Annotated in this window: 10 protein-coding genes; 5 read left to right on the top strand and 5 right to left on the bottom strand. The window is 66.4% G+C overall.

The genetic code is table 11. The features are described 5' to 3' along the window. Positions 1 to 73: 73 nt before the first annotated feature. The 5 genes from ACFQU1_RS21800 to ACFQU1_RS21780 all read right to left on the bottom strand — a co-directional run bounded on the left by ACFQU1_RS21800 (position 74) and on the right by ACFQU1_RS21780 (position 5871). A complete protein-coding gene (locus ACFQU1_RS21800; RefSeq protein WP_378136630.1) occupies positions 74 to 436 on the bottom strand; it encodes a hypothetical protein in 363 nt (120 codons plus the stop codon). Between the two features lie 90 nt (positions 437 to 526). Beyond that, a complete protein-coding gene (locus ACFQU1_RS21795) occupies positions 527 to 1027 on the bottom strand; it encodes a DUF2939 domain-containing protein (RefSeq protein ID WP_378136628.1) in 501 nt (166 codons plus the stop codon). A 225-nt stretch (positions 1028 to 1252) separates the two neighbouring features. Next, the gene (locus ACFQU1_RS21790; protein WP_378136626.1) at positions 1253 to 3745 is read right to left on the bottom strand and encodes a glucan 1,4-alpha-glucosidase; all 2493 of its coding nucleotides are present in this window, start codon (positions 3743 to 3745) and stop codon (positions 1253 to 1255) included. An 81-nt stretch (positions 3746 to 3826) separates the two neighbouring features. Beyond that, the gene (locus ACFQU1_RS21785; RefSeq protein ID WP_378136624.1) at positions 3827 to 4846 is read right to left on the bottom strand and encodes an ROK family protein; all 1020 of its coding nucleotides are present in this window, start codon (positions 4844 to 4846) and stop codon (positions 3827 to 3829) included. A 95-nt stretch (positions 4847 to 4941) separates the two neighbouring features. Next, positions 4942 to 5871 (bottom strand): class I fructose-bisphosphate aldolase, encoded by a 930-nt coding sequence (locus ACFQU1_RS21780; protein WP_378136622.1) that lies wholly within the window; start codon positions 5869 to 5871, stop codon positions 4942 to 4944. A gap of 289 nt (positions 5872 to 6160) precedes the next feature. Here ACFQU1_RS21780 and tkt point away from each other — a divergent pair, with 289 nt between their 5' ends. The 5 genes from tkt to ACFQU1_RS21755 are packed head-to-tail and all read left to right on the top strand — an operon-like array spanning position 6161 to position 14632. Next, positions 6161 to 8236, top strand: coding sequence for a transketolase (gene tkt / locus ACFQU1_RS21775; protein WP_378136823.1), 2076 nt, complete (start codon positions 6161 to 6163; stop codon positions 8234 to 8236). A gap of 18 nt (positions 8237 to 8254) precedes the next feature. Continuing rightward, positions 8255 to 11146, top strand: a complete 2892-nt coding sequence (locus tag ACFQU1_RS21770; RefSeq protein WP_378136620.1) for a bifunctional transaldolase/phosoglucose isomerase — start codon at positions 8255 to 8257, stop codon at positions 11144 to 11146. 24 nt (positions 11147 to 11170) lie between these two features. After that, positions 11171 to 12190, top strand: a complete 1020-nt coding sequence (gnd, locus tag ACFQU1_RS21765; RefSeq protein ID WP_378136618.1) for a phosphogluconate dehydrogenase (NAD(+)-dependent, decarboxylating) — start codon at positions 11171 to 11173, stop codon at positions 12188 to 12190. A gap of 4 nt (positions 12191 to 12194) precedes the next feature. Then, positions 12195 to 13754 carry a glucose-6-phosphate dehydrogenase gene (zwf, locus tag ACFQU1_RS21760; protein ID WP_378136616.1) on the top strand — a complete coding sequence of 520 codons (1560 nt, stop codon included), beginning with the start codon at positions 12195 to 12197 and terminating at the stop codon, positions 13752 to 13754. Between the two features lie 11 nt (positions 13755 to 13765). Beyond that, a complete protein-coding gene (locus tag ACFQU1_RS21755; protein WP_378136614.1) occupies positions 13766 to 14632 on the top strand; it encodes an HAD family hydrolase in 867 nt (288 codons plus the stop codon). Positions 14633 to 14681 lie beyond the last annotated feature (49 nt).

Below are 14681 nucleotides of genomic sequence, written 5' to 3'. Positions count from 1 at the left end.
CGGCCAGGTGGCCTCACCGGCGCCAGCCTGGTTTGACCACGGCGTAACGGCCGAAGGGGCTTCCGAGCCGCGCTCAGCGCCCGCGTCCGCCGCCGCCGCGTCCGCCCCAGTTGCGACCGCCGCCCTGGCGACCCTGCCATCGCTGGCCGTAATTGCGACCGCTGTAATTGCGCCCGCCATAGGCGCCGCGCGACCGGTAGTAACCGCGCGACCCATAGTAGCCCCGTGAGCCGTAATAGCCGCGCGACCTATAATAGCCGCGCGACCCGTAGTAATACCGGCCAGCATAGACCGGGGGCGGCACGTAGACGCTGTCGCTATAGTCATAACCATAGCCCGCACCGTAATAACCCGGGCCCGAGGAGACGCAGCCGCCCAGGGCGAGAAGCCCGATGCTGCCGACTCCCAAGATGATCCAACGACGCAACGAGACCATCGCCACCTCCGACCGCAACTATGCCGTATCGAGGTAACAATTCAAGGCGAGGCTTGTTCCTGGCGATCGCTGGGTCTGCCGCGGTCGTTGCTATTGCAGCAGATCGGGCGGCAGCACCAGACGGTGGAGCTTCCAATCGCCCTCCCAGCGGAACAGAAGCTTGAGGCTGTCGCCGCCGCTACTGTCCCTCGTATTCACGTCGACCAGAAAGGACGTCGGGCCGCCGGAGAAAAAGGCCCAATTCACGCGGCCCCAATCGACGGTGCCGAACCTGCCACCCGTGGGCTCCCCTTGGCCGAGGCCGCGCTCGCCGCGCAAGAGCTCGACGACACGCTGCGGCGTGACCATCGAGTCGATGATGCTGTCGATGAGCCGCGGGCCGAGAACGACGCCAGGGTTGTCCCCCCGGCGGATCGCCATCGCGGACAGGTCCTCGCGGACGCCCGCCTTGACAGCCGGCCAGTCCACCCGCTGTTCGAGTCGGGCAACATCGCCGTCGCGCACGGCTGTCACAAGATCGTTCACGGCGTAATAAGGCCATGCGACCCAGGCGATCACCGCAAGCACGATGACGCCGATCCAAATTCTCAAGATTGCCTCCTGGACCGAATGCTCACGAACTCTCCCGGCAGCTCGGCCTCGCCGAACGGCAGACTGCCGCGGCCGCGATGGCGCCTCGGCTGGATTGAGAGGTGAGCTCGTTGATGCCGGTCATATGGGGTGCGCGGCGAGTGGAGCCAACCCGTCGTGCGCTGACAAATACCATGCCGGACGGCCGGGGCCGGAACGCCGCCCCCGGAGCCCGACATACGCCGCTTACGCCTCGGCCGGCTCCGGCGTCCGGCCGCTGACACGGTGCGGCGCCTTGCGAACCCGCCGTGGCGTGAGCGGCGTGCTGCCGTCGAGCTCGACGGCGAAGTCGGTCCCCTCCCAGCGCCCGGGCTCCGTCCAGAACAGCGTGAAGCGGATCGATTTGCCACGCGCCGCTTTCTTCGTGGGAAGATCGATGAAGTGGATATCGAAGCTGTTCTTGCTCGTCGGGCTGTCGTGGCTGGTCGCCCAGTCGTCCATGGTCCAGTGAACGACGGCCGGCGCCGACAACTCGATGCGCAAGGTCTTCCCCGCCGGGAGGCTGCGCAGCTTCTGGTTGAAGCTCCACACCCGGAGCGCTGACGTCACGCCATCACGCTGGTAGCGCTGGACGGTTTGCGGCGGCATGTCGAAGATTTCGCCGTCACGCAGCGAGCGCAGGAGCTTGATATGTTCGGAATGAGCCCAGACGAGCGGCATGGCGCTGCCCGTGGGGCGCCCGCGAAAGAGCTCACGCTGCGGCATGTCCGGACCGTCCCAGACCTGCTCGGGAAGGAGGCCACCTTTCCCGGCCGAAGCTTCGACGGTGGCGAGCAGCTGCTCGGCCACGTCCCGCCGCCCCAGCGCCAGTTCGTAATGGGCACGTTCGCCCGTCAATAGCGGCCAGGGCCGGCCGACGCCGGTGCCGTCGAAGGGCCGGCCGTCGTCGTGCTCGCCATAGCCGTCGCCGTTATAGCGGTACCAGACCGGACCTTGCGGCAGATCGGCTTTCAACAAGGCGTCGATCGCCTTGACGGTATCGACGATCCGCGGATCGTCGGGCGCCCTCAGGCCGAAGCGCACGAGCGCCAGCGCGTCCGGGCTGACGAGCAATGCAGCCTGCTGGTTCATGTCGCTCGGCGGCCGGTTCTTGATCGGCACGAAGCCGTCGGTGGGCGACGCGGCATCAGCCGTTTCAGGCGGGGCGATGCGGACGTAATAGCCGGAGATGCCGAGGCGCTCGGCGAGCTCGGTGCCGGTGGCGAAGGTCCAGTGCTCGATCTCGTCGTTCCAGCTGTCCGCCTTCTCGCGCAGATATTGGGCGGCGGCGGGCTTGCCCGCTTCCTCGAGGATATCGGCAGCCGCCAGCAAGCCGGCGATCTCCACCGCCAGCGTGAAGGGCGAATAGCCGGCGTCCTCCTCCCAGCGGTCCTGGCAGGTTACCGGCCCGTTGCGCACGACATAGCCCGCGGCACGCTCGATCATGGGCACGAAGCGCTCGAATTCGGCGCCACCGCAGTGGCCGCCACGGCGCAGCATGTCCGCGAGCAGAATGGGGAACGCGCATTCGTCCATCTGTACGCCGCCCCAGTAGGGCGCACCGTCGAGCCAGACGTTCTGCGACCAGTGGCCGTCCTCTTCCTGGATGGCCATGAGATAGCTCAGGATGGCCTTCGTCTCTTCGACAGCCCCGGCAGCGAGGAAACCGCCGGCGGTTTCCACCAGATCGCGCGGCCAGACGAGATGGTAGCCACCGAGATCCTCGTCGCCCTTGTTGTACCCCCACGGAATTGACAGGCTCGCGATGACGGCGCCCGGGAAGGACAGCGGCTGATGCGTCGCGAGCACCGCCGTGCTGATACGATAGCTGTTGAGATTGGTGTTCGAGGCCGGCCGGTCGAGCGGCAAAAGTCCGCTCTGCCACGCCCGCCAGCCGCTGACATAGCCGCGACGGGCGCGCTCAAAGCCGTCCTGCAGGCTGGCGAGCGCCCGGTATCCCGCTTCCTCGGGCCTCGCGCCGAAGCCGAGCGCCAGGAGGAATGCGCCGCCGCCGGCGGCCAGATCGATCTCGCCGGTCATGGCCACATTGCCGTTCTCGGCGCGGCGGTAGCGCGGGTCGATGGTCTTGGTCCGCGACAGCTGCTGCCAGCCGTCGGACGCTCCGACATAGCCGACCGAGCGGGCGCGCCATGGCACCGACGATGCGACAGCCAAGGACAGGCCCTGCCGGCCGCTCGCAAAGAGCATCGGCGTGCCCTTGTAATCCCCCACCCAGGCGGTGTTGTCGGCGCCCGCGTTGACGAGATGCGGCGCAAGCAGCGCATAGAGCCGGTAATCAGAGAGATTACCTTCGAGCGCCTGGAAGGTGATCTTCTGCAGGAGCGCCTCGCGGCGAGAATCGGCGAGGATCTCCTTCTCGATGCGATAGCGGCCGTCGCGGGCTGTATTGACGAGTCGAAAGGCCGGCACGCCCTCCTCGATCATGCTGATCTCATGATCGGCCTCGCGCTTCTCCTCCGAGAAATAGCCCTTGCCGTCGGTGACGATAAGGCCGAAATCGCGCGTGCAGGCCGTGTCGACGCGCGGATAGTAGATCTCGTTGAGAATGCCGTGGCTCAAGGTGAACCAGACGCGGCTTGCGGCCGTCAGCGCCGTGCCGACGCCGCTCTTGGCGCTCGAGGTCCAACGCGCCTGCCAGCCCGGCGCGCCCGGAGGTGTGATCGCATCCGTGTCGGTCATTGCATCCTCAACTTCACCTGTGCGGCTTCTGCCGGCTTTGGCGCGACCGGCCGCGAAGGCGGCCGGCATTCGGTGGTCAGTTCATTTGCCCTGCCAGTGGCGGCCATCGAGGCTCACGCCGAAGCGCTCCTGGTGGCGCGCGAAGGCGGCAAGCCCGACGAAGGCTGGTGTCGCATGGCTGATGATGGCGGTCCCGATGTCCTGAAGCAGCGCGCGGTGCGGCTCCTTCGCCTCGAAAGCCGTCCGGAAGCTGCCGGCCTTGAGAAAGGGCGCGATATGGGGAGAGATGCCGCCCGCGAGATAAACGCCGCCGCGCGCCAGGAAGGTCATGGCGAGGTCGCCGGCGAGCCGCCCGAGATAGGTGGCGAAAAGCTCAACGGCTTCCACCGCCGTCGGATCGGAACCGGCCAGGGCAGCCCCCGTAATGGCGGCCGGCGTGTCCAACGCACGGCTCTTGCCGTCCGCCGCCACGATCGCTCCGTAGAGATTGAGAAGGCCTTGGCCGCTCATCACCGTCTCGGCCGAGATGCGGTCGCCGTGCAGGCGCTCCAGATGCGGCCAGATGGCGAGATCGCGCTGGGTCACCGGGCCGAAATCGATATGCCCGGCCTCGCTGGCCACGGGGATCCAGGTGCCGCGCGCATGGAGTAACGCCCCGACGCCCAGACCGGTGCCGGGACCGAGCGCAAGGCGGGTGCCGAATTCAGAGCGCTCGCCTCCCCCGACCGGGTCGAGGTCCGCCTCCGTGAACTCCGGCAGGGCGAGAGACAGTGCCTCGAAGTCATTGAGGACGATGAAGTCCTCGAAGCCGAAGCGGGCGATGAGCTGGCGCGGCTCGACAACCCATTTGGCGTTGGTGAAGGCGATCCGCTCGGTGCGGATCGCCCCGGCGATGGCGATGACGGCGGAGCGCGGTGGATGCGCCGTCCTGGCGAAAACCGCCTCGGCGATCGCCTCGTCCATCGTCGGGAAGCTCGCGGTGTGGACGATCGGCAGTTCCTCGATCGGGGCATCCGCGTCCGGAACGATGGCGAAGCGCGCGTTCGTTCCACCGAGATCCCCGATCAGCACGGGGAACGGCACCTGATGATGGCCTCTCATCGCGGAGCCCGCGGCTGGACCGGGTAGCTCAGGAGTTCGATCATGTTTCCCCCCTGGATTGTTCTTGCGATTATTTTCTGAGATCCGTCTCGGAATCACTCTTGTCCCTTGAAAATGCGGATGAGGGTATCGAGCAGCTTCAGGGCCTCGTCATGGGGACGCCGGAAGCTGTTGCGGCCGATGATGCAGCCGTTGCCGCCACCATCGCGGACGGCGCGGGCATCGGCGAGCACCGCATCGGTGCCTTTGGCCGCCCCGCCCGAGAAGACCACGATGCGCCGGCCGTTGAAGCAGGAGCGCACGACCTCGGCGACGCGCTCGGGCTGGGTCGCGATCGGGATGCGATTGGCCTCGAATTCGGCCTTCGCCTCCTTCTGCTCGATGAACTCGGTCGGCAGCTTTACCTTGATGATGTGCGCGCCGAGTTGGCAGGCGAGATGCGCGGCATAGGCGACGACATCGATCGCCGTCTCGCCGTCCTTGGAGATGTTGCCGCCGCGCGGGTAGGACCAGAGCACGGTGGGCAGGCCAACCGCCCTCGCCTCCCGGATCAGCTCGCCGATCTCCTCCATCTGTTCGAGACCCCTGTCCGAGCCGGGATAGATGGTGAAGCCGATAGCCGTGGCGCCAAGACGCAGCGCATCGTCGACCGAAGCGAAGATCGCCTGGTCGGCATCCTCCTTCAGCCGCGACAGGCTGTTGGAGTGATTAAGCTTCAAAATCGTCGGAACTTGTCCGTAGAGCTCGCCCATGGTGACCGACAGCTGGCCGAGCGGCGCGGCATAAGCGCTGAGACCGGCCTCGATCGCGAGACGGTGATGATAGAAGGGATCGTAGCCGTCGGGATTGATGGCGAAACTGCGTGCCGGCCCGTGCTCGATGCCCTGGTCGACGGGCAGGATGACGAGCTTGCCCGTGCCGCCCAGTTTGCCGTGCGACAAAATCTCCGCGAGCCGCGCTTTCACGCCCGGCGGTTCGCTGGCGTAATTGGCAAGGATTCCGCGAACTTGCTCCGTGGTCTGCATCGGCCTTCCCCTTCGACTGCACCAGGGGCCGCAGCACCGCCGCGCGCCCGAATTTTTTCTGTAAACCTTGTCGACCCTAAAGTGAACGCCGGCAAGTTCAAGCTTGGCTTTGGCTTAACAATACCACACTATCCCCAAACTTAGTCGATTGCTGCTTTGGCTCAACCGTCCTAGGCTGTGTCGTTATCGATGCCGGGTCCGCCAAAAGTGTTAACAAGGAGGGACTGGTTTGCCGAACGATCCATCAAGGCCGGGACAGACTGCAGGACAGCTCGCCGAGGGCGGGCATCTGCGCGGCACGGGCTCCGCCCAGACCCCTTCGGCCATCGACAGCCTCGCGATCAACACCATCCGCACGCTCGCCATCGATGCTGTGCAGCAGGCGAATTCGGGCCATCCAGGCACGCCCATGGCCATGGCGCCGGTGGCCTACACCCTCTGGCAGCAGGTCCTGCGCTTCGATCCGCAGGACCCGATCTGGCCGAACCGCGACCGCTTCGTGCTGTCGGCGGGGCATGCCTCCATGCTGCTCTACGCGCTCCTCCACTTGACGGGCGTCAAGGCGGTGAACGCCGATTACGAGCGGCTGGGCGAGCCCTCCGTCACGCTCGACGACATCAAGCATTTCCGCCAGCTCGGCAGCAAATGCCCCGGCCATCCGGAATATCACCTGACCTCCGGCGTGGAGACTACGACGGGGCCGCTCGGCCAGGGCGTCGCGACGTCGGTCGGCATGGCGATCGCAGAGCGCTGGCTCGCCGCGCACTACAACCGCCCGGGCTTTCCCATCTTCGACTACCGCGTCTATGCGCTCTGCGGCGACGGCGACATGATGGAGGGCATCTCCGGCGAGGCGGCCTCGCTCGCCGGCCATCTCAAGCTCTCGAATCTCTGCTGGATTTACGATTCCAACCGCATCACCATCGAGGGCAACACCTCGCTCGCCTTCTCCGAAGATGTCGCCAGCCGTTTCCTCGCCTACGGGTGGAACGTGCAGCGCGTCGGCAACGCCAATGACTGCGAGCGCATCGCCGCAGCGCTCGAGGCCGCGCGCGGGGTCACGGACCGGCCGACGCTGATCGTCGTCGAGAGCCATATCGGCTATGGCGCGCCGAACAAGCAGGACACCAGCGCCGCCCACGGCGAGCCGCTCGGCGAGGACGAGGTGCGCCTCGCCAAGAAGAGCTACGGCTGGCCGGAGGATGCCAAATTCCTCGTGCCGGACGGCGTGCGCGAACATTTCGCGGCCGTCATGGGCAAGCGCGGCAAGGAGCTACGGCAGGAATGGGAGGCAATGTTCGCCCGCTATGCCGGTGAGCATCCCGCGCTCGCAGACGAGATCACGCGCATGCAGGGGCGGCGCCTGCCGGAGGGCTGGGACGCCGACATTCCGACCTTCCCGGCCGACGCCAAGGGGCTCGCCGGCCGCGACGCCTCGGCCAAGGTCTTGAACGCCATCGCACCGAAGCTGCCTTGGCTTCTCGGCGGCGCAGCCGACCTTGCGCCGTCCACCAAGACGCGGCTCACCTTCGAGGGCGCGGGTGATTTCGAGGCAGGCTCCTACGGTGGGCGCAACTTCCATTTCGGCATTCGCGAACATGCCATGGGCGCGATCTGCAATGGCATGTCGCTCTCCAAGCTGCGCTCCTTCGGTTCGGGCTTCCTGATCTTTTCCGACTATATGAAGCCGGCTATCCGCCTGTCGTCGCTGATGGATCTGCCGGTCATCTATGTCTTCACGCATGACTCGATCGGCGTCGGCGAGGACGGCCCGACGCATCAGCCGGTGGAACAGCTCATCGGCCTCAGGAGCATTCCCGGCCTTCTCGTCATCCGGCCCGCCGATGCCAATGAGGTGGCGGAGGCCTGGCGGTTGATGCTGGGTCTCAAGCACGAGCCGGCCTGCCTCGTGCTGTCGCGGCAGGCGCTGCCGACCTTCGACCGCTCGGTCTATGCGCCGGCTTCGGGACTAGCGCGCGGCGCCTATGTGCTCGCCGATTCTGCCGAGGGCACGCCGGAGGTCGTCCTCATGGCGACGGGCAGCGAGGTGCAGCTCTGCGTCGGCGCCCATGAGGCGCTCTCCAAGGAGGGCATCCGCTCGCGCGTCGTGTCGATGCCCTCTTGGGAAATCTTCGAGAAACAGGACCAGGCCTATCGCGATTCCGTGCTGCCACCGGAGATTACCGCTCGGGTGGCGGTGGAGCAGGCCTCCACGCTCGGCTGGGACCGCTATGTCGGCCTCGGCGGCGTCAAGATCGGTATGCATACCTTCGGCGCATCGGCGCCGCTCAAGGCAGTGCAGGAAAAATTCGGCTTCACTCCGGATCACGTGCTCGCCGCAGCGCGGCAGCAGGCCGGTCGATAGAGTTAAAGGGAGAGATTGATGACCGCAGAGGTCTCAACGGCAGGTCATTCGGCAGCGGGCACAGGCAATCCGCTGAAGAGGCTTGGCGATCTCGGCCAGTCGGTGTGGCTGGATTACGTGCGTCGCAGCCTGATCACGAGCGGCGGGCTGAAGCGCCTCGTCGACGAGGACGGCTTGAAGGGCGTGACCTCCAACCCGTCCATCTTCGAAAAGGCAATCGGCGGCAGCAACGACTACGACGAAGCCTTCACGGCGCTGCTCGGCAAGAACGACGTCGACGTCTTCGACATCTTCGATGCGCTGGCGATCGAGGACATCAAGGCCGCCGCCGATGTGCTGCGGCCTGTCTATGACGCGGCAGGCGGGCGCGACGGCTTCATCAGCCTGGAGGTCTCGCCCTATCTCGCCGACAAGACCGAGGAAACCATTGCCGAGGCGCGGCGCCTGTGGGCAGCGGTCGACAAGCCCAACCTGATGGTCAAGGTGCCGGGCACGCCGGCCGGCGTACCGGCCATTCGCACGCTCATCGGCGACGGCATCAATATCAATGTGACGCTTCTCTTCTCACGTGATGCCTATGCGACGGTGGCGCAAGCCTATCTCGACGGGCTCGAAGCCTTTGCTGCCAAGGGCGGCGACCCCGGGCGCGTGGCCAGCGTCGCGAGCTTCTTCGTGAGCCGCATCGATTCGGCCGCCGACAAGATCATCGACCAGCGCATCGCCGCCGGCGACCGCGAGGCCGAAGCCTTGTCCGGGCTGAAGGGCAAGATCGCCATCGCCAATGCCAAGCTCGCCTATCAGCATTATCTCTCCTTGATCGAAAGCGATCGCTTTAAGGCTCTCGCCGCCAAGGGCGCGCGGCCGCAGCGCCTGCTGTGGGCGAGCACCGGCACCAAGAACCCGGCCTATAGCGACGTGCTCTATGTGGAGGAACTGATCGGGCCGGACACGGTCAATACCATGCCGGTTCCGACCATGGACGCCTTCCGCGATCACGGCAGGCCGCGCACGAGCATCACCGAGAATGTCGAGGAGGCACGCGCGCAGCTCGACACCGCCCAGCGGCTCGGGGTCGATCTCGATCAGATCACCGGCGCGCTCTTGAAGGACGGCGTGAAGCTGTTCTCGGATTCCTTCGACGATCTCCTGTCGACTGTCGCGCGCCGCCGCACCGATTTCCTCAAATCACGCCTCAACGGCGCGACGGTGAGCCTGCCGGCCGACTTCGACAAGACGGTCAAGGAGCGGCTCGACGAAGGGCGCAAGACGGGCCGGATTCGCCGCCTCTGGGCGCGCGATGCGAGCCTGTGGACCAATACGGACGAGGCGAAATGGCTCGCCTGGCTCAACGTGATCGGCGACGACGCGGCCGAGCTGCAGCACCTCCTCGACCTCCAGACCGAGGTGAAGGCCGAGGGCTTCACCCATGCGCTGCTGCTCGGCATGGGCGGATCGAGCCTCGGGCCGGAGGTGCTGGCAAAAACCTTCGGCAAGCAGGCGGGCTTCCCCGAGCTCCACGTGCTCGATTCGACCGATCCCGCGCAACTCGCCGCCTTCGAGGCGAAGATCGACGTCGCGCGCACCCTCTTCATCGTGTCGAGCAAGTCGGGCTCGACGCTCGAACCTAATATCCTGAAGGCCTATTTCTTCGCCCGCGCCGAGGAGGCGCTCGGCCAGGGCAAGGCGGGCAGCCATTTCGTGGCGGTCACGGATCCCGGTTCGCAGATGCAGAAGGTCGCGGAGCAGGACGGCTTCCGCCATATCTTCTTCGGTGATCCCGGCATCGGCGGGCGCTATTCGGTGCTGTCGAACTTCGGCCTCGTGCCCGCCGCCGTCATGGGGCTCGACCTCAACGCCTTCATCGAGGCGACCGCTGTGATGGTCAGGAGCTGCGGCGCCGCGGCGCCGCCGGCCGATAATCCCGGCGCGGTGCTCGGCACGATCCTCGGCGTCGGACAGACGGTCGGGCGCGACAAGGTTACGATCGTCGCCTCCCCCGGCATCGCCGATGTCGGCGCCTGGCTCGAACAGCTCCTCGCCGAATCCACCGGCAAGCAGGGCAAGGGGATCGTGCCTGTCGATTCCGAGCCGCTCGGCGGACCGGAGGTCTACGGCCAAGACCGGATCTTCGCCTATCTGCGGCTGGAGACGGCGCCCGACACCGCCCAGGATGCCGCCGTCGCGGCGCTGGAGAAGGCCGGACAGCCGGTCGTGCGCATCACGGTCAGCGACCCCCGGCAGATCGGGCAGGAGTTCTTCCGCTGGGAAGTGGCGACCGCCGTCGCCGGCGCCATCATCGGCATCAATGCCTTCGACCAGCCCGACGTCGAGGCGAGCAAGATCAAGACGCGCGAACTGACCGACGCCTACGAAAAATCCGGCGCCCTGCCGGCGGAGGAGCCGTTCTTCAGCGCCGAGGGCATGTCGCTCTATGCCGATTCACGCAATGCGGAGGCGATCGCCTCCGCGGCGCGCGAAAAGACCTTCGACGCCTATATCGCGGCGCATCTCGCACGTCTCGGCACCGGCGATTATGCTGCCCTCCTCGCCTATATCGAGCGCAACGGCGCCCATACGGCCGCGCTCACGGCCTTGCGCAAGCTCATCCGCGACCGGCGAAAGGTCGCGACCTGCGTCGGCTTCGGCCCACGCTTCCTCCATTCGACGGGCCAGGCCTACAAGGGCGGACCGAATTCCGGCGTCTTCCTGCAGATCACGGCCGACGACGCCCGGGATCTCGCCGTGCCGGGACACCGCTTCGGTTTCAGCGTGGTGAAGCAGGCGCAGGCGCGCGGTGACTTCGAAGTGCTCGCCGAACGCGGGCGCCGGGCGTTGCGCATCCACCTCGGCAAAGACGTGCAGGCGGGCCTGACGCGGCTGGCGCAGGCGGTCGAACGGGCGCTCGCCTGACACTCATGATCCGGGAGAGATGAGATGCAGCTAGGGATGATCGGCCTCGGCCGGATGGGCGCCAATATGGTGCGGCGCCTCGTGCGGCAAGGGCACGAATGCGTCGTCTTCGACGTGAGCCCCGAGGCCATTGGCAATCTCGCGCGCGAGGGGGCGGTGGCGAGTTCATCGATCCCGGATCTCGCCGCCAAGATGGCAAAGCCCCGGGCGGTGTGGATCATGGTGCCGGCGGCGATCGTCGACGACACCATCGACAAGCTCATCGAGGTACTCGAGCCCGGCGATATCATCATCGACGGCGGCAATTCCTATTACCGCGACGACATCGAGCGGGCGAAGCGCCTGAAACCCAAGGGGCTCCACTATGTGGATGTGGGCACCTCGGGTGGCGTCTGGGGCGTGGAGCGCGGCTACTGCATGATGATCGGCGGCGAGAAGGATGTCGTCCAGCATCTCGACCCGATCTTCCTCGCACTCGCGCCCGGCATGGACGCCGCGCCGCGCACGCCCGGGCGCGAGGAGGTCGGCGGCACGGCTGAACAGGGCTATCTGCATTGCGGGCCGAACGGCGCCGGCCATTTCGTGAAGATGGTGCATAATGGCATCGAATATGGCCTCATGGCCGCCTATGCCGAGGGCATGAATGTGCTGCGCGCCGCCAATGCCGGCACGAAGGAGCAGAAGGCGGACGCCGAGACGACGCCGCTGCGCAATCCCGAATATTACCAATACGACTTCAACCTGACCGACATTGCCGAGGTCTGGCGGCGCGGCAGCGTCGTCGCCTCCTGGCTGCTCGACCTCATGGCCGATGCCCTTGTGAAGGACCCGCAGCTCTCGAACTTCGGCGGCCGGGTCTCCGATTCCGGCGAGGGCCGCTGGACGGTGATGGCCGCCATCGACGAGGGCGTGCCGGCGCATGTGCTGTCGGCGGCGCTCTACGAGCGCTTCAGCTCGCGCGGCAATGCCGATTTCGCCGACAAGATCCTGTCGGCCATGCGCTTCGAGTTCGGTGGTCACGTCGAAAAACCGAAGGCCGGCTGATCCCATGGTGGAGACGACCCTCGGCCAGCCCAGGCTTCCGGCGGATGTGCCGGCCGCTCCGCCCTCCACCTTCTTCATCTTCGGCGGCTCGGGCGATCTGACCAAGCGCCTGTTGATGCCGGCGCTCTATAACCTCGCCCAGGAAGGCGCGCTCGATCCCGACTTCGCCATCGTCGGCATCGACCGCGTGGAGCGCAGCGAGGAAGACTTCCGCAACTTTCTAACGGAAGCGGTTCACGAACTCATCGCCGCGAGCACGACCGGTACCGCCTCCATCGACGAAGCGGTCTGGACGGATTTCGTCGCACGCATAGGCTATATCGCCGGCGATTTCGCCGATCCGCATACCTATGACCTGATCGGCGAGCGGCTCGCCGCGCGCGCCAAGGTGACAGGCGACGCGAGCGCCGTCTTCTATCTTGCGGTAGCGCCACGGTTTTTCGGCCCCATTGCCGAGCGTCTCGGTGCCGCCGGGCTCTTCCGGGAAGAGGGCAGGAATTTCCGCCGGCTCGTGGTCGAAAAGCCCTTCGGCAGCGATCTCGCCTCCGCCAAGGCGCTCAACGCGGAGCTCCTCAAGGCTGCCAACGAGCAGCAGATCTACCGGATCGACCATTTCCTCGGCAAGGAAACGGTCCAGAACGTCATGGCCTTTCGCTTCGGCAACGGCCTATTCGAGCCCATCTGGCGGCGCGAATTCATCGACCATGTGCAGATCACGGCGGCCGAGACTGTCGGCGTCGAGAGCCGTGGGCGCTTCTATGACGCGACCGGCGCGCTGCGTGACATGGTGCCGAACCACATGTTCCAGCTGCTCGCCGTCGCCGCCATGGAGCCGCCGAATTCCTTCGCGGCCGATGCGGTGCGCAGCGAAAAGGCGAAGGTCATCGAGGCGATCCGCTACGCCTCGCAGGAGGAAGCGGTCGCCTGCGCTGTGCGCGGCCAGTACAGCGCCGGCACGGTGCGCGGAAAGCCTGTTTCGAGCTATCGCCACGAGCCGGACGTCGCGCCGGACAGCCGCACCGAGACCTATGTCGCGCTGAAGTGCCGGATCGACAATTGGCGTTGGGAGGGCGTGCCCTTCTATATCCGCACCGGCAAGTCGCTCGCAGTGCGACGCACCGAGATCGCCATCCGGTTCAAGCGCGCACCGGGCGTTCTCTTCCGCGAGACGGGTGCGGGAGAAATGCAGCCGAACATGCTCGTCATCCATGTCCAGCCGGACGAGGGCATTTCGTTGCGCTTCGCCGCGAAGGTGCCGGGCCGGCGGGTGCGGCTTTCCGACGTCAACATGGACTTCCGCTACACGGATTATTTCAAGGCCGCGCCGTCGACCGGCTATGAAACCTTGATCTATGATTGCCTCATCGGCGATGCGACGCTCTTCCAGCGTGCCGACAATATCGAGGCCGGCTGGGCGGCCGTCGAGCCGCTGCTTCAGGGCTGGGCTGGCGGGCTCGGCGAACTCGACGCCTATGCGGCGGGGACGAGCGGGCCGGCCTCGGCCGACGCCCTCCTGGCGCGTGACGGTTTTCAATGGCTGCCGCTCGACGGCGGCGTTTCGTGATGGAGACGGGTGTGAACGCGAAACTACATGCGCCGGCGGAGCGCATCTCCCTCGTCGTTTCCGATGTCGACGGCACGCTCGTCACCCACGACAAGGAGCTGAAGCCCGCCACGATCGCCGCGGCCAAGCGCCTGCGCGAGGCCGGCATCGGCTTTGCCGCCGTATCCAGCCGCCCGCCGCGCGGCATGCGCATGCTGGTCGAGCCGCTCGCGCTCGACATTTTCGGCGGCTTCAACGGGTCAGCCATCATGCGCTCCGATTTCAGCGTGGTGGAGCAGCATTTCGTGCCGCTCGAGGCGGCACGCATCGGCGTCGAGGCGATGCAGCGCGCTGGCGCCGACATCTGGGTCTTCGCCGACAATCAGTGGATCATCACCAACCCGGACGGCGCCTATGTGCCGCGCGAGCGGATCACGGTGCAGTTCGAGCCGACCGTTGTCGATGACCTCGGCCCCTACCTCGACCGCGCCGGCAAGATCGTCGGCTCCTCGCGCGACTTCGATCTGCTAGCGCGCTGCGAGGCCGAGCTGCAGGCGCTGCTCGGCACCACCGCCTCGGCGCGCCGCTCGCAGAACTACTATCTCGACCTCACCCATCCGACGGCCGACAAGGGCTATGCCCTCAAGGCTTTCGCCGCCCATTGGGGCGTGCCTATCGAGGAAGTGGCGGCCATCGGCGACATGGTCAACGACCTGCCGATGCTTACGCAAGCGGGGCTTGCCATCGCCATGGGCAACGCCGCGCCGGAGGTGAAGGAGCGCACGCATTTCGTCACGACCTCCAATGAGGAGGACGGCGTGGCGCTTGCGATCGAGACCTTCATCCTGCCGCGCGCGGCCGCGCCGCAGGCCGCTGCTGCCGGTATTCCCACAGTCTGATCGAAGGCGCCCGGCGACACGCGGCGGGCTTTTCTGCGAGGACGGCCTT

This window comes from Chelatococcus sp. GCM10030263 (assembly GCF_042666455.1).
Classification (GTDB): Bacteria; Pseudomonadota; Alphaproteobacteria; order Rhizobiales; family Beijerinckiaceae; genus Chelatococcus.
Note: the sequence above shows the minus strand (reverse complement) of the source record. Positions and strands in the feature narration are given on the sequence as shown.